Source organism: Ammoniphilus oxalaticus, assembly GCF_003609605.1.
GTDB lineage: Bacteria > Bacillota > Bacilli > Aneurinibacillales > RAOX-1 > Ammoniphilus > Ammoniphilus oxalaticus.
Genome location: NZ_MCHY01000008.1, coordinates 196,090 through 211,940, shown reverse-complemented (window position 1 = coordinate 211,940; position 15,851 = coordinate 196,090). Strand labels below are relative to the sequence as shown.

17 protein-coding genes are annotated in these 15,851 nt (G+C 43.6%); all 17 read right to left on the bottom strand.

All coding sequences use genetic code 11. The features are described from left to right. Positions 1 to 40: 40 nt before the first annotated feature. Positions 41 to 1,324, bottom strand: coding sequence for a peptidase U32 family protein (locus tag BEP19_RS07230; RefSeq protein WP_120189180.1), 1,284 nt, complete (start codon positions 1,322 to 1,324; stop codon positions 41 to 43). A 15-nt stretch (positions 1,325 to 1,339) separates the two neighbouring features. After that, positions 1,340 to 2,272, bottom strand: coding sequence for a peptidase U32 family protein (locus BEP19_RS07225; RefSeq protein ID WP_120189179.1), 933 nt, complete (start codon positions 2,270 to 2,272; stop codon positions 1,340 to 1,342). Between the two features lie 4 nt (positions 2,273 to 2,276). Beyond that, positions 2,277 to 2,915, bottom strand: a complete 639-nt coding sequence (locus BEP19_RS07220; protein WP_120189178.1) for an O-methyltransferase — start codon at positions 2,913 to 2,915, stop codon at positions 2,277 to 2,279. Between the two features lie 69 nt (positions 2,916 to 2,984). Further along, complete coding sequence (mltG, locus tag BEP19_RS07215; RefSeq protein ID WP_120189177.1) at positions 2,985 to 4,001, bottom strand: endolytic transglycosylase MltG; 1,017 nt, start codon at positions 3,999 to 4,001, stop codon at positions 2,985 to 2,987. A 161-nt stretch (positions 4,002 to 4,162) separates the two neighbouring features. Then, positions 4,163 to 4,432, bottom strand: a complete 270-nt coding sequence (locus tag BEP19_RS07210) for a DUF1292 domain-containing protein (RefSeq protein WP_120189176.1) — start codon at positions 4,430 to 4,432, stop codon at positions 4,163 to 4,165. A 12-nt stretch (positions 4,433 to 4,444) separates the two neighbouring features. Then, on the bottom strand, positions 4,445 to 4,858 hold the full coding sequence (gene ruvX / locus BEP19_RS07205) for a Holliday junction resolvase RuvX (protein WP_120189175.1): 414 nt from the start codon (positions 4,856 to 4,858) through the stop codon (positions 4,445 to 4,447). Positions 4,859 to 4,882: 24 nt separating this feature from the next. Continuing rightward, positions 4,883 to 5,146: an IreB family regulatory phosphoprotein gene (locus tag BEP19_RS07200; protein WP_120189174.1), complete on the bottom strand. Its 264-nt coding sequence runs from the start codon at positions 5,144 to 5,146 to the stop codon at positions 4,883 to 4,885. A 114-nt stretch (positions 5,147 to 5,260) separates the two neighbouring features. Beyond that, positions 5,261 to 7,894, bottom strand: a complete 2,634-nt coding sequence (alaS, locus tag BEP19_RS07195; protein ID WP_120189173.1) for an alanine--tRNA ligase — start codon at positions 7,892 to 7,894, stop codon at positions 5,261 to 5,263. 329 nt (positions 7,895 to 8,223) lie between these two features. Continuing rightward, positions 8,224 to 9,297, bottom strand: a complete 1,074-nt coding sequence (locus BEP19_RS07190; protein ID WP_120189172.1) for an AI-2E family transporter — start codon at positions 9,295 to 9,297, stop codon at positions 8,224 to 8,226. A 129-nt stretch (positions 9,298 to 9,426) separates the two neighbouring features. Then, on the bottom strand, positions 9,427 to 9,606 hold the full coding sequence (locus tag BEP19_RS07185) for a hypothetical protein (protein ID WP_120189171.1): 180 nt from the start codon (positions 9,604 to 9,606) through the stop codon (positions 9,427 to 9,429). Beyond that, on the bottom strand, positions 9,606 to 10,103 hold the full coding sequence (locus tag BEP19_RS07180; RefSeq protein WP_120189170.1) for a PRC-barrel domain-containing protein: 498 nt from the start codon (positions 10,101 to 10,103) through the stop codon (positions 9,606 to 9,608). Before BEP19_RS07180 ends, BEP19_RS07185 begins: the two co-directional genes overlap by 1 nt. A gap of 55 nt (positions 10,104 to 10,158) precedes the next feature. After that, positions 10,159 to 10,824 carry a tetratricopeptide repeat protein gene (locus BEP19_RS07175; protein ID WP_120189169.1) on the bottom strand — a complete coding sequence of 222 codons (666 nt, stop codon included), beginning with the start codon at positions 10,822 to 10,824 and terminating at the stop codon, positions 10,159 to 10,161. Continuing rightward, positions 10,821 to 11,939 carry a tRNA 2-thiouridine(34) synthase MnmA gene (gene mnmA / locus BEP19_RS07170; RefSeq protein ID WP_120189168.1) on the bottom strand — a complete coding sequence of 373 codons (1,119 nt, stop codon included), beginning with the start codon at positions 11,937 to 11,939 and terminating at the stop codon, positions 10,821 to 10,823. Before mnmA ends, BEP19_RS07175 begins: the two co-directional genes overlap by 4 nt. 7 nt (positions 11,940 to 11,946) lie before the next feature. Continuing rightward, positions 11,947 to 13,086, bottom strand: a complete 1,140-nt coding sequence (locus tag BEP19_RS07165) for a cysteine desulfurase family protein (protein WP_425452734.1) — start codon at positions 13,084 to 13,086, stop codon at positions 11,947 to 11,949. 34 nt (positions 13,087 to 13,120) lie between these two features. Beyond that, positions 13,121 to 13,540: a cysteine metabolism transcriptional regulator CymR gene (cymR, locus tag BEP19_RS07160; RefSeq protein ID WP_120189166.1), complete on the bottom strand. Its 420-nt coding sequence runs from the start codon at positions 13,538 to 13,540 to the stop codon at positions 13,121 to 13,123. A gap of 14 nt (positions 13,541 to 13,554) precedes the next feature. Further along, entirely contained in the window at positions 13,555 to 14,892 is a 1,338-nt protein-coding gene (locus BEP19_RS07155; RefSeq protein WP_120189165.1) for a replication-associated recombination protein A, read from the bottom strand. A 31-nt stretch (positions 14,893 to 14,923) separates the two neighbouring features. Then, positions 14,924 to 15,700 (bottom strand): tRNA threonylcarbamoyladenosine dehydratase, encoded by a 777-nt coding sequence (locus BEP19_RS07150; protein ID WP_120189164.1) that lies wholly within the window; start codon positions 15,698 to 15,700, stop codon positions 14,924 to 14,926. Between the last annotated feature and the right edge of the window lie 151 nt (positions 15,701 to 15,851).

The following is a 15,851-nucleotide window of genomic DNA, read 5'->3' as shown; positions in this document are numbered from 1 at the left end:
CAACATTGTTGCCTGAAAATGGGGTGTTCATTCGGTTCAATTACGATTTATCCTCAAGTTTTCGCATGATATCCAATGGACTAACGGGATGATCAACTTTCAAATTTACGACCATTAATGGATGTGGGGCGCGATCGATCTTGTTACCTTTTTCATCCCACATTTGTTGCGCTGTTTGTCTAAAAAACAAACCATTCGGACCGAAAAATTCAACGGTCTGTCCCACAGCAAAGTGATTTCTTTGCTCAATTGAAGCGATAGAATGTTCGGCGTCATAGTCTAACACGATTCCCGCGAATTCAGATTCGGCCAACACTTCAGCTTCTTGGTATAAATGATCTACTGCGCTCGGCGTATCGAAAAAGAAACCTGTTGTCGTAGAACGATGGGTCGCTTTATGAACCTCCTCCAGCCATTCTTTCTTCAGCTGATAACCATCTGGATCGGCGCAGTAAGCATCAATCGCTTGGCGATACGCGTTGACCACCGTTGCCACATAATGAATACTTTTCATTCTTCCCTCAATTTTTAGAGAATCGATGCCTGATTCAACGATCTCGGGTATGTGCTCGATCATTGACAAGTCTTTGGAACTAAAGCTAAACGGCGCTTCCCCTTCTGTAAATAAAGGAAACTCCTCTTCGGTCGCTTGCTGCAACGGATCTTCGAACATGTCATAGCTCCACCTACAAGAATGGCAACAACCGCCGCGATTTGAATCACGGGCTGTCATATGATTAGAAAGCACGCAGCGACCAGAGTAGGCCGGGCACATCGCGCCATGAATAAATTGTTCGATTTCCACATCTACATTCTTTTTAATTTCCCGAATTTCCTCAAATGAAACTTCACGGGCAAGCACGACTCTGGCAATACCTTCTTCTTTCCAAAACTTTACTGATTGCCAGTTGGTCGTAGAAGCCTGCGTACTCAGATGAATTTCCAAATGAGGAGCGCCTCGTTTGCAACTTTCAATTAGAGCGGGATCGGCGACAATCACAGCGTCGATTCCAACCTCATATAGTTTGGCGAAGTAAGCTTCCACCTCTTTCATATCCTCATTGTGGGCAATGATGTTTGCCGCCACATAGATTTTTGCGTTATGGGCATGAACATACTCGGCCCCTTCTCTCATTTCCTCAAAACTAAAGTTATCCGCGTTCGCTCGCAAGCTAAACTGTTGACCACCGATATAAACAGCATCCGCTCCATAGTGAATCGCAACTTTTAGTTTTTCCAAGTTACCCGCTGGAGCCAGAACTTCTGGCTTTTGTAAAATAGGTCCACGCTTAATTGGTTGCGCCTGTTCCATTGTCTTACTCATCCAACTCACCTCACTTTAAAAAATTAACTCTTTGAAGAAAAAGCCAGTCGTTAACGGTCTTTTTGGATCTTGAAATTCTTCAATGGAAGCCAATAACGTATCCATCTTTTCATAATATTGATCGGGGTCAGCTACATATAAATCGATAGCCTGCCGATAAGCCCGTGTGACGACCTCGTTGTATGCGATTGGTTTTAATAATGTTTCAATGCGAAAGCTATCTATTTCAGAATCAATCAGTTCATCCAAATGGTCTAAAATACAAATATCATCGCTGCTCAAAATATGTGTCCCGCTTTGATCTTCATATATTGGGTAGGTAATATCTTCTCTTTTCTCTTCTTTCAGATATAAGCCCCGCTCTATATCTATTCCTTCCTCTCTTGCGTCGCTTTCCAGGTGATCAAAATACGAATCGACAAGCAGACGCTTTGAATGAAAGATACAAGATACACCATGAACTTGAATGCCAATTTCCAGTTCAGATTGCTCTTTAATATCAATAACCTCTTCCATATTCAACTCTCGCGCTAACCACGCTCGCTTGATCCCTTTTGTCTGCCAGTATTGCAACGTTTGCGCGCTTGTCGCAATAATCTCAGGGTTCCAATGTAACGTTAAATCTGGAGCAACTTCCCTCGCAACCATTAATACGGCTGGATCGGCGTATTCGATCGCGTCCACTTTAAGTTCACGCAACTTTTCAATATATTGGTCTAATCCACTCAACATTTCATTATGAAACAAGGCATTGACGGCGACATAAATTTTCTTGCCGCGTTCACGCGTCACTAATACGGCCCGTTCAAGTTGCTTCATAGTAAGAACGCCAGGTAGCCGTAAGGAATACGCTTCGTCTCCAACAACGACCGCATCGGCGCCAGCGTCTAATAATCGCGTGAGTTCCTCTATATTGCCCGCAGGCGTAACTAGCTCTGGTTTTATCATTATGTCATTCACCTTTCTTAACCGAAAACGTCAGTCCATCCCCAATCGGAATAAATGAGGTTTCTAAACGGGGATGCTCGACTAAATAGCAATTAAAAGCTTGAATTTTTTTGACCATTGGGGCCCATCGTTTATGTTCTACATGCTCTTCGGCAACTAATCCTTTAAATAAAATATTATCGCAGATAATAATTCCGCCAACTTCAAGTTGCGGTAAGTAAAGATCGATATAGTTTTTATATTGGCCTTTTGCGGCATCTAAAAACAAACAATCAAACCGCAACTCTTCGGGTAAACCATCCCCTGCATCACCGACGACCAACTCGACACGATCACATATTCCGGCCTCTTTAAAATTTAACAGAGCCCGTTGGCTTCTTTCTTGATCTATTTCAATTGTCGTAATTTTTGCCTCGGGCGCCGCCTGAGCAAGCCAAATCGTTGAATAACCAATCGCCGCGCCAATCTCTAATATTTTTTTAGGTCTATGACTAAGCAATAACGTTCGAATGAATTGAATACTGGACAGTTGAATAATCGGAATTTTTTCTTGCTCCGCTTCTTGTTCAAGACGGTTCAACAGATGATTCCGTTCAGGAACCATTTGCTCAATATAACGATTTATATTCTCATATACAATCATGACGAAGACACTCCTATGTCTTTGCATTTCAAAACTTGATTTATCTTAACACAAACCGATCTAACATCGCTATCGAGCGGTTTGTTTGCTAACCGCAATATTTCTTAAGTGCTCTTGATATGTTTTCGAAAAAAAGTGTTCCCCAGACCCATCCTTTTTTGTTACATAAAAGAGAAACTCATGGGATGTCGGGTTAACGACGGCTTCAAGCGCTGAGATCCCTGGAGCGGCAATCGGTCCAGGGGGCAATCCTTTGTGTTTATACGTATTATAAGGATGGTCCAATTCCAGATCTTTATAAGTTAATCGATCCTTTTGTTCGCCTAACCCATACTGCACAGTCGCATCCGCCTGCAACATAATGTCTTGTTGAATTCGATTAAAGTAAACCCCCGCCACAATCGGTCGCTCTTTCGCAACCGCTACTTCCCGCTCTACAATCGAGGCTAACGTGACCATCTCATGAATCGTAAAGTTGTGTTTGTTTAGTTGCTCGCTCCAAGCGGGATTGTATTCTTTATCAAACTGGGCCAACATCCGATCGATAATCTCATGCTCAGATAATTCCTTTTGAAATTGGTATGTTTTTGGGAATAAATAGCCTTCTAAGCGATAAGGTAAGGATTTGGGGATGTCTTTTACAAATGGGTAAGAAAAGCTCCCTTTGTTCACTTCATTTAAGAATTTCTTCTCATCGACCAAACCCTTTTCGGCTAATAATCCCGCGATTTGTTTCACGGTCCATCCTTCGGGTATGGTCACATCAATCGAATCGACATACACTTGACCACTGGCCAATTGATCGATGACGCGATCCACCGATTCGCCCGGCTGAAATTGATACTTACCGGCTTGCAATTGCCTACCCTTCCCTGTTTGACGCAAATAGACAATAAATGATTGCTTATTTTTGATAATGTGATGCTCCTCTAATAACGAGGCGATTTGGGAGCTAGAACTCCCTTGCGGAATATCTATAATAACAGCATTGCCTGGTTTTGTCGGTTGCAAAGAGAACTGATACAACTGATAAAAACCCGCTAACGCGATTACAACCAAAAGACTGACTTTAACAAATCTTTTCATTTCACTACTCCTCCCCCTTAGGTTCCCACATTATCAACAATTCAAACAGAAACAAAGTTCAAATGTTGACAACATTCTACATTATACTTCATTTTTAACCGTTAGGAGGAGCAGAAAATGAAAAAGCTACATCGCATTAAGTTCGACGTAGCTTCATGGCTTTAGGACTCAAATTCGGCTTCTAAAGTTTCAAACGTAGCAATTACATTTTCTTGCTCTTCTTCCGACTCAATCGGGTACAACATGCCATCCGATTTATCTAAACGCAGAAAGTGAACTTCTACTTCTTCTTGTTCCCGCTGATCATCCGGCACCAAACATAAGTAGGTTCGCCCTTCAATATCGAACATGTACATAACTTCAAAGTCGCGTTCTTCGCCAGTTTCGTCATCCGCTAATGTGACGACTTGTCCCACTAGTTCTTCATCCATGTTTTCATCCCCTTACGTTTGTTTAAAATCTAAAAATCCTTGCAAGATCATAACCGCCGCCATCTTATCAATCACTTTTTTTCGTTTCTTTCTGCTTACGTCTGCAGCGACTAGCATTTTTTCCGCAGCCATCGTCGTCAATCGCTCATCCCACAAATGGACGGGCATCGCAAACGTTTCTTCTAATAATGCGGCAAATTGTTGAGACAACTCCCCACGCGGTCCAATGGTTCCGTTCATGTTTTTCGGTAATCCAACGACGATCTCCCGCGCTTCATATTGTTCCAGCAATGCCTTTAACTTTTTCAAATCTTCCTCGATGTCCGATCGTCTAATTGTCTCGATACCTTGCGCTGTCCAACCTAATTCATCGCTTACCGCAACACCGATCGTTTTATCTCCTAAATCTAAACCCATAATACGCATGCGCGCATTCTCCTCTATCTCATTTTACGTACGATGTTGAGCCAAATAAGAACGCACCAATTCTTCAATTATTTCGTCTCTTTCTAATTTACGAATGATGCTTCGCGCGTTATTGTGTCTTGGGATATAAGCAGGATCCCCAGATAGTAAATAGCCGACCACTTGGTTAATTGGATTGTATCCTTTTTCCTCCAAAGCATCATACACCGTTAAAAGGGCATCCTTCACTTGCACATCCGCTTCATCTAACTTTAGATTGAATTTCATGGTTCTGTCCAATGAACTCATCATCAACACCTCTTTTAGATATATCTTAACTACCAATAAATCCTATACCTAGTTTTTTCGATAGACACTCCCTATTTCCTTTATTTTCTTAAAAGATTACGTGTATTGGCGCGTTTATCGTTGTTCAACCCAAGTTGATACATATTGAAGGGCTTCATTTAATTGGGCTGGATTCCTTCCGCCCGCTTGAGCCATATCCGGACGCCCGCCTCCGCCTCCGCCACAGCGGGTAGCTACTTCCTTGATCAGTTTACCTGCATGATAACCTTGTTCCACCAGATCTTTCGTTACGCCTGCCGTTAAATTCACTTTTTCTCCCTGAACCGAACCGATTACAACAACAGCGGAACCCAATTTCCCTTTGAGTTCATCAACCATATTGCGCAAGTTTTCCATATCCATCCCGTTAACTGCAGCCGCGAGCACCTTGACCCCGTTCACTTCTTGCATTTGATCTGTTAAAGAGGACGCTTCAACGTGACTAAGCTTCGCTTTAAGGGATTCATTCTCCCTTTCCAGGTCACGAATTTGATTCCTTAATAGACCAATTCGCTTGGGCACTTCTTCGACTTTTGCTTTTAAGTCATCAGCCAACTGATGCAATGTTTCCGCTTGATTGTTCAGGAATTCAAACGCGGACTGACCTGTAACAGCCTCAATTCTCCTCGTTCCCGCGCCAATCCCCGCTTCACTCACAATTTTAAACAGGCCTATTTCTGCTGTATTGCTAACATGACAGCCGCCGCACAACTCTAAACTATAATCGCCAACTTGCACGATACGGACGACATCCCCATACTTTTCACCAAAGAGGGCCATCGCCCCCATCGCTTTCGCTTCTTCAATCCCTTTTTGCATCGTATCTACGTCAATCTGTTCCCAAATTTTTTGATTGACCAAAGCTTCGATTGTTTCAAGTTCTGTCGAACTAATCGAGCTAATATGCGTAAAGTCAAATCGAAGACGACTGCTGGCGACAAGTGAACCTGCTTGGTTGACATGCTCGCCTAACGTATCCTTCAAAGCGCGGTGCAGTAAATGGGTAGCCGTATGGTTTTTAATAATATTTAATCGAGCTTGTTGGTCAACAACTGCTTCCACAGTCGCTCCGACCTTCAGGCTTCCTTGCTGCGCAATCACGTCATGAACGTGTTGGCCATTCGGCCCCTTAAACACAGCCTCTACCTTTAATTGGATATCGCCGCTCACGAGTAATCCTTGGTCGGCAACCTGCCCTCCGCTCTCGGCGTAAAAAGGCGTTCGGTCCAAGATAACTTGACACTGCTGTCCCTCTGAAACAAAGTCTACCAACTGATCATTCACGATCAAAGCAACCACTTTGGCGCTTGCTACCAATTCATTATACCCAACAAACTCACTCTTAACCTTTATTTCAGAAAGAATGCCTCCCTGGGTTTTCATGCTGCCCACTTCTTGTCGGGCGGAACGAGCGCGGGCTCGTTGTTGTTCCATGGCATTTTCGAAACCTGCCCGATCGACAAAAAGTCCATGTTCCTGCGCAAAGTCTTCTGATAGATCAACAGGGAAGCCATACGTATCATAAAGTCGGAATAACTCTTCGCCGCTTAATTGGGTTCGATCAACTCTTTTCGCCGTTTCGACCATCTGCTCTAAAATAGCAATCCCGTCATGCAATGTTTCATGAAAACGTTCCTCTTCCCCACGAACAACCCGTTCAATAAATTCGCGTTTTTCGACGACCTCTGGGTAATGTTTCCCCATCACTTCACCGACAACCGCCGCCAATTGATATAAAAATGGTTTTTCCACGCCAAGCACCATGCCATAGCGAACGGCGCGTCGCAACAAACGGCGAATGACATAGCCGCGTCCTTCATTCGATGGCAAGGCGCCATCAGCAATCGAAAACGCAATGGTTCGAACGTGATCGGCGATGACTTTCAAGCCCACATCGGTTTCCTCAGCAGCGCCATATTTTACGCCCGATATTTTACTTGTTGCTTCAATAATAGGGAATAGCAGATCAGTTTCATAGTTATTACTTACGTCTTGAATGATCGATGCCAGTCTCTCTAAACCCATCCCGGTGTCAATATTTTTCTTTGGCAACGGGGTATACGAACCATCCGCATTGTGATTGTATTGGGAAAATACAAGATTCCAGATTTCTAAATAGCGTTCGTTTTCGCCGCCGGGAAATAATTCCGGGTCGTTAGGATCGTTGCCGAAAGCTTCGCCGCGATCGTAAAATATCTCACTGTTTGGTCCGCAAGGCCCTTCTCCAATATCCCAAAAGTTCCCTTCCAACCGAATAATTCGTTCCTCTGGCACACCGACTGTTTTATTCCAAATATCAAATGCTTCATCGTCTTCCGGATGGATCGTGATTGATAGCTTGTCCGCGTCAAAACCGATCCAATTCTCATCGGTAAGGAATTCCCACGCCCAAATAATCGCGTCTTCCTTAAAATAATCGCCAATTGAGAAGTTACCAAGCATTTCAAAGAAGGTATGGTGTCTCGCTGTTTTTCCTACATTTTCAATATCATTTGTGCGCAAAGATTTTTGTGAATTGGCGATGCGCGGGTTTTCTGGAATCACCGTTCCATCAAAATATTTTTTAAGCGGGGCCATTCCACAGTTAATCCAAAGTAGCGATGGGTCGTCATGCGGAACAAGCGGGGCGCTTGGTTCGATGCGATGTCCCTTCGATTCAAAAAAGTCTATAAATAGTTGCCGTATCTCATTAGAAGTAAGCTTCTTCACAAAAAAACCTCCATCGTCATTAGCATAAATTTATAAAAAACCAAAAAACTCCCATCCCTAAAAATCAGGGACGAGAGTTGTGCTCACGCGGTACCACCCTGGTTGCCAACTCGTTTTCATAAAAACGGGCATGGCCTCCTTCTCCTTCACCGTAACGAGGTGAGATCGGCAGGGTTTACTGCTCTCTGGATTAGCGTTCAACTATGCCTTCTTAGAACCCTTACAGCCCAGGGGTCCCTCTCTGCAAAGAAGCGAACATAATTTACTGGATCCTTCATCAATCAAATATCCATATTCACCTGACATTATAGTTATTCCATCATCCCTTGTCAATGTTTCACAAGACGGGCGACGGCATGGTTAAAAACGACACGGCTCACGGCAACGATTGGTACAGCAAAGATTAACCCAACCAGGCCACCAACTTCACCGCCAACAAGTAAAGCTAAGATGATTAAGATCGGATGCAGTCGCAACTTTTTGCCCATAATGAGAGGCGAAAGAATATTTCCTTCAACAATCTGAATGATTAGGTTAATGACAAGCACCCAAATCGTCATTTTTACAGAGATCGTTAACGCTACAAAAATGGAAGGGATCGCTCCGATTAACGGCCCAAAGTAAGGGATAATGTTCGTAACCATAATAATAAAGGCCAAAATAATAGCATAAGGCATTCCCAAAATCCAATAACCTAAGTAGGCCAAACCCCCGATTACAAATGCAACAATCAATTGACCCGCCACGTAATTTCCTAACGCATCGTCAACCTCTGCAATTACTTTTCCAAATTCTTTACGATGGCTGCGCGGTATAAGCAGCAAAATTCCTTTTTGAATGACCTTCATATCTTTCAATAAATAAAAAACAAGAAAGGGAATGACTAGGAAGCCGATCATCTTAGATAATAGTTCGCCAGCCCCATTTAATACACTCGAAAAGAACAACGATGTTTTTTGCTCCATAGTTATCAACGCATGATCGATACTTAACCTCAAGCTATCAGGCAAATCATATTTATGTTCATGAATTTCATCCAGCCACCCTTGGTAAGTACGAATTAAGTCTGGCAAGTGTTCTCCGAAATCCTTAAACTGAATAATCGATGCTGGAATGACTTTCATTAAGAACACAATACTGATCAGCAGAAACGTAAAGTAGATAGTCAGGACTGCAATTCCCCGCGGGACCTGACGCCGATGCAAAGCGTGAACAATTGGATTAAGCAGATAGGCAATCACGATTGAGATAAACAGCGGAAAAATTAATGCCTTTAAAATACGCCAAAACCAATTTAGTCGAGGGGATAAGTCGATGATGAGATACAAACTACATACCGCAAGTAAAATTGCGACTAGCGCAAACAAAATCTTAATCCATTTCTGTGAGGTTTTTTGATCCACGCTATCCCCCTTCCCCTCTTTTTAATGGTAACCTTATCGTTTCCAAAAGGGGCGAAGAATATCGCAAACGAAAAAAAGGGCGAAGCGGAGATCCGGCGCACCGCCGTCTCCGCTCGCCCTTCTTACAAATTACCGAACCATTCTGCTTAACATTCGAGTGATTCGACCGCGACGGATCCATCCGAATGATCGATTTGTCCAATGTGTCATTTTACTCATCGGACTTCGATTTCTTTTCGACACCCATCCGAACATAGCAAGACTGATTGCGCCCAAACCGACCATCCAAGACATTCTTGTTCTGTTCATTAAATCTCCTCCTGTTCTATTTGCGTAGATGGTAAGATTACGGCATCATCACTAATTTTAGCGTTTTCCACGTGAGAAACCGTCTTTCTACCCTCAACGATATCGGAAAAAATGCCGTCAGAAAGTTCATAGCCGACGATTTCGCCAAATTCTGTTTGAAAATAAACATCTTCAATTTGCCCCAAAAATTGACCGTCTGAACTAATTGCAGGCTTCCCAATAACAACAACAGGCCCTGTTCGAATTCCATTATAGCCTTCTGCGTCTTGGGCTGGTTGTAAGCCCTGCTCATTTTTAATGACCACAAAATCCTCTCCAAATGCATGGACTTTGTGTAAAGGAACAAATCGATTTTTTCGGAAAAGGGCTTTTACCTCCACAAGCAAACCTTGAAATGTCCAATCATCGCAAAATAGAACATCCCGAACATTTCCGCGCTCCTGACCTGATTCCAAATCAAGCACCGGCAAGCTGATCACTTCATTTGCTTTAAGCATGGGAAGACCCTCCTTCCGCACCCTTATTATGTGGAATTGAAGGAGGGTCTATGTCCTACAAATTTTTCAATTGTTTTAACGTGTTTAAAGCTAAGGTGTGATTTGGATTTAATTTGATCGCCTGCTCGAGAAACTTTTTCGCTTTTGTTAGATTTTCGGAATAGGCATAAGCCACTCCTAGATTAAAATAACCATCTGCATGAGTCGGATCTAGTTTGACTACTTCTTCAAAAACTTGCTTGGCATCAAGGATATTTCCTAATCGAGCCCAAGCTAATCCTTTTGTAAACAACGCCTCTACATCTGCGGGATCCGTTTCTAAGCAACGATCAAAAAAGGAGATTGATTCATCTAATTTTTCCAAATGAAAGTTAGTCATCCCCGTCATAAAAAACAAATCATGATGATCCATTCCAAGCGCTGCGGCCTGCTCATACTGCTGAAGCGCTTCGTCAAATTGTTTCATATTATAAAGCGCATTGCCGAAACCATAGCGCGCAATCGAAAAATCTGAATCTAATTGCAACGATCTTTTAAACCAGACGATCGCGTCATCATTATAACCAGAGCTGGCTAACACGTTGCCAATATTGCAATATGGTTCTGGATCATTTGGATCGATTTCATACGCTTTTTGAAAAGCGTCAAGCGCCTTATCAACATGACCAGAAGTAAGCTGTTCTAATCCAATTTTATTCCATTCTTTCGCAGTTTTCATCATGAGGAAGACTCCATTTCCGTTAACGCCCGTTCAATGACGCCGCCACCCAAACATTCTTCGCCTTTGTAGAATACAACGGATTGACCAGGCGTGATCGCCTTTTGCGGCTTTGCAAAAACGACTCTACACGTATGGTCCGCTTCAAGATGGACGGTTACTCGTTGATCCGGTTGTCGGTAGCGGAATTTCGCTTCGCATGTAAACGGCGCTGAAGGCGCTTCCCCGCTAACCCAATGTAAATCAGTTGCGATTAGACCTTCCGAAAAGAGAGCTGGATGGTTGGCGCCTTGTCCGACCAACAAAATGTTATTTTCAAGATCCTTGCCGACAACGAACCACGGCTCGCCCGTCCCTGAACCACCGCCGATTCCTAAACCTTGCCTTTGCCCGAGGGTATAATACATCAACCCATCATGCGTCCCTTTCAGTTCGCCATCCAACGTACGCATTTCACCCGGTTGGGCGGGTAAGTAATTGCTAAGAAACTCTTTAAAATCGCGTTCTCCAATGAAACAAATACCAGTGCTGTCTTTCTTCTTTGCTGTCGCTAGTCCCGCTTCAAGGGCAATTTTACGCACCTCTTCTTTTGGAAGGTGACCGATCGGGAACAATGTCCTCGATAATTGCTCTTGACCAAGCACATGCAAGAAATAAGTCTGATCTTTGTTTGTGTCCGCGCCCCGCAACAGACGATATTGACCATCTTTAAAAGCAACCTGGGCATAATGGCCCGTCGCTAAATAGTCAGCCCCGAGCTGGATCGAGCGATCTAAAAACGCGTTAAACTTAATTTCTTTATTACACATCACATCAGGATTCGGAGTTCTCCCCCATTTGTACTCGTCCAAAAAGTAGGTAAAAACACGATCCCAGTACTCTTTTTCAAAATTAACGGAATAATACGGGATCCCGATTTGGTCACAAACTTTACGAACGTCATCAAAATCTTCTTCTGCTGTACAATGACCAAACTCATCCGTATCGTCCCAATTCTTCATAAATACACCAATGACATCATAGCCTTGTTGCTTAAGTAGCAACGCTGCCACGGAAGAATCAACCCCTCCGGACATGCCAATCACAACACGTGTTTGCTCAATTGGTTTCTTTACCATCGAACCACTACCTATCTGTTAATCGTTTTATAATTGCAGCTGTTTTTTGAGCCGCAACGCGCCCTTCTTCTATCGTATTATTCCACCCAAAACTAAATCTAACGGCTGAACGCAAACGATCCTCACTCAGTCGCATCGCCTGTAAAACATGGGAGACCTCTAAAGAACCAGCCGAACAAGCTGAACCGCTGGAACAGAAGACACCTTCCAAATCCAGGTTCATTAACATAATCTCCGTGTCCACTTTTGGAAAACTTACATTTAAAACATGCGGCAAAAATGCTTGCCGATGTCCATTGACTTCATATTCAACGCCTTCAAGCTGCCATGTTTCCAACATGACATTTCTGATCGCAAGATATTTTTCTCGTCTTTCCGTAAGACTTTGCTGCGCAAGTTGGACTGCTTTCGCAAATCCAACTATACCTGGAACATTCTCCGTTCCCGCTCTTCTTTGCCTCTCTTGAGCTCCACCATGCAACTGCGCTGAAAACTTCACGTTTTCCCTTATGTACAATGCTCCGATCCCTTTCGGTCCACCAATTTTATGCCCCGAAACAGAAAGCAGATCGACTGGGAGCGTGTTCACATCGATCTGCTCAACACCAAAAGCTTGTACAGCATCGGTATGAACAAGAACTCCTGTTTCTTTCGCCAACTCTGCAACTTCCGCGATCGGTTGCAAAACGCCTACCTCATTGTTACCGTACATCATGCTGATTAGAATGGTTGTCTCCTTGATCGCCGCTTTGAGATCCTCGAGTCGGATCCGCCCTGTTTCATCAACAGGAAGATAGGTAACTTCAAAGCCTTGCTCTTGCAAATATTGACACGTATGAAGCACGGCATGGTGTTCAACACTTGTCGTAATAATATGGTTACCCCGCTCTCGATTGGCAAACGCGGCGCCAATGAGCGCAAGATTGTCCGCTTCTGTGCCGCCGCTCGTAAACACCAACTGTCTTCCAGTAGCTCCAAAACTATGCGCAACAATCGTTCGCGCCCGTTCGATCTCACCTTTTGTCTGGCGACCGAGCCTGTGGGTACTCGACGGATTTCCATATACCTGTTGTAAATAAGGAAGCATTAAGTCGACTACTTCAGGATAGACAGGGGTCGTTGCCGCGTGGTCTAAATAAATTCCCATCCACAATCACCATTCCTTTTACGGGATGATTTTATTAAATATAAAACATATAAGAGCCGCGATCTCCCTCTTCTTCGTACACAATCAAATCCTCTAGCGTCGTTGAATCTAATACCTCGGAAATCGCATCTCGGATGCTTAACCACAAATTGCGCTTAGCGGGATCTTCTTCTTCTTCAAATTCAACCGGACTAATCGGACCTTCCAATACCCGAATAATATCACCGGCTGTGATCTCTTCTGGATTTTTACTAAGAATGTAACCGCCATAGGCGCCGCGCACACTTTTTACTAATTCCGCGTTACGTAAAGGGGCTACCAATTGCTCTAAGTAGTGCTCAGATAGATTGTGCCGCTGCGCAATCGTTTTTAGCGATGTCGGCCCTTCACCCAAACGTTGCCCCAATTCCATCATTATTGTCAGTCCGTAGCGACCTTTCGTGGAAATTTTCATGTCCAACCTCTCCTCTATAACCCTTTTTTTCCTGTATCTACACGCTTAAGGTACATGGAAATCTTCTGCTCATGGCCATTTTCCGTCGGACGATAAAACTGTTCTGAAACGCCATCAGGCAGATATTGCTGTTCCACGACATTTTCCGGGAAATGATGCGGATATAAATAACCTTGTCCGCGCCCTAGCTTAGCTGCTCCTTTATAATGAGCGTCCTTTAAATGATTTGGAACAGGCTGTTGTCCGTTATTCTTCACCCAACTCATCGCCTCATTGATCCCTTTATACGATGCGTTACTTTTCGGGGCCGAAGCGCAATAGGTTACCGCCTGGGCAAGCGGGATTCTTCCTTCAGGCATACCCAAAAATTGCAAGGCTTGAAAAGCGGAAACAGCAATCGACAACGCCATCGGATCCGCATTGCCAATGTCTTCTGATGCGGCGATGACAACGCGACGGGCAATAAATAAGGGATCCTCGCCAGCCTCAATCATTTGAGCCAGCCAAAACAACGCGGCATCTGGGTCTGAACCCCGAATCGATTTAATGAAAGCGGAAACTGTGTCATAATGGGCGTCACCTGATTTATCATAACGAACGGCGCGCCGTTGAATGGATTCCATCGCTACTTGCAAATCAATTTCAATCACTTGTTCCGCATTCGGGACAGTCGTCGTTACCGCTAGTTCCAAAGCATTCAACAAACGCCGAGCATCGCCAGATGAGTATTGTAACAAATGTTCTCGCGCTTCCTCACTGATCTTAATTTTTAATTCTCCATAACCATCTTGAACATCGTTTAAGGTAGCGTCCAAGATAATCGCTAAATGTTCATTCGAAAGCAGCTCCAACTGAAAAACTTGCGAGCGCGACAACAGAGCCGCATTGACTTCAAAATAAGGATTTTCCGTCGTTGCTCCTATTAAAATAATCGTACCTTCTTCAACATAGGGAAGCAAGGCATCCTGCTGCGCTTTATTAAAACGATGAATCTCATCGATAAACAAGATCGTCCTGCGTCGGCTCATTAGATAAGTTTCTTTTGCTTGTTCAATCACCTTGCGAATATCTGCGACACCTGCCGTCACGGCATTTAGCTCAGTAAAAAAAGTTTGCGTTGCGCCAGCAATCACTTTTGCCAATGTAGTTTTACCCGTGCCAGGCGGCCCATAAAAAATTAGTGAGGAGATTTGATCAGCCTCAATCGCCCGACGCAACAGCTTGCCTTTTCCAACAATCTGTTCTTGTCCAACAAATTGATCAATCGTCTTCGGTCTCATACGCGCGGCAAGCGGCTGTAAACGTTGCTCTCCTTGATTATTATTGTCATATTCGAACGAAAATAAGTCCATATTTCCTCCTTTTCATTGAACTCAGCGCTTTTTATTCATTTACTCGTTCAATTTTAATGTTTGCTTCTTCCAATAGATCGTTAATGACAACGCCAGCCATAATTAACCCAGCAACGGATGGGACGAAAGCATTACTCGATGGCGGCATTTTAGCTTTTCGAATCGGCGTCTCTTGATTCGGAGCGACCTGCTGCAGCACATCCACTTTTTGTTTAACAGGAATTTCTGTTGAAAAAACAACCTTAACCCCTTTATTAATCCCGCTTTTTCGTAATTCTCTGCGCATCACTTTAGCAATCGGATCGTACGACGTTTTAAACAGGTCCGTTACTTCGAAACGTGTCGGATCCGTCTTATTCGCCGCCCCCATACTGGAAATAATCTTAATTCCCCTTGCTTTTGCTTCTTTTACAAGATGAATTTTGCTCGATATTGTATCCATTGCATCTACAATATAATCGATCTGTTCAACAGCGGAAAACAACTGCTCAAATGTTTGTTCATTGTAAAACATGTTTAAAACGATCGCTTCACAATGCGGGTTAATCTTGGCGATCCTTTCCTTCATCAATTCTGTTTTTTCTTGACCGACCGTGTCCAACAAGGCATGGATTTGGCGGTTTATATTCGTGATGTCAACAACATCTTTATCTAATAGAATGATCCGACCTACGCCTGAACGAGCAAGAGCTTCAGCTGTGAAAGAACCAACGCCGCCGACGCCTAACACAGCAACCGTACTGTTCTTCAACACTTCAATTCCCTCTACTCCAACAGCGAGCTCCGCGCGCGAAAACTGATGCAGCATCTGATGCTTCCCCTTTCAAAAAGACAAGTTTTCATATATGGTTTCCTATTTATTAAATAGTAAATATAGCATAATTGAAAAGAAAAGTCCCGTTTTCGAACGAACAGCCACAAAAAAAAGACCTTTCGCTTAGAAAGGTCTCTGTTCGTTG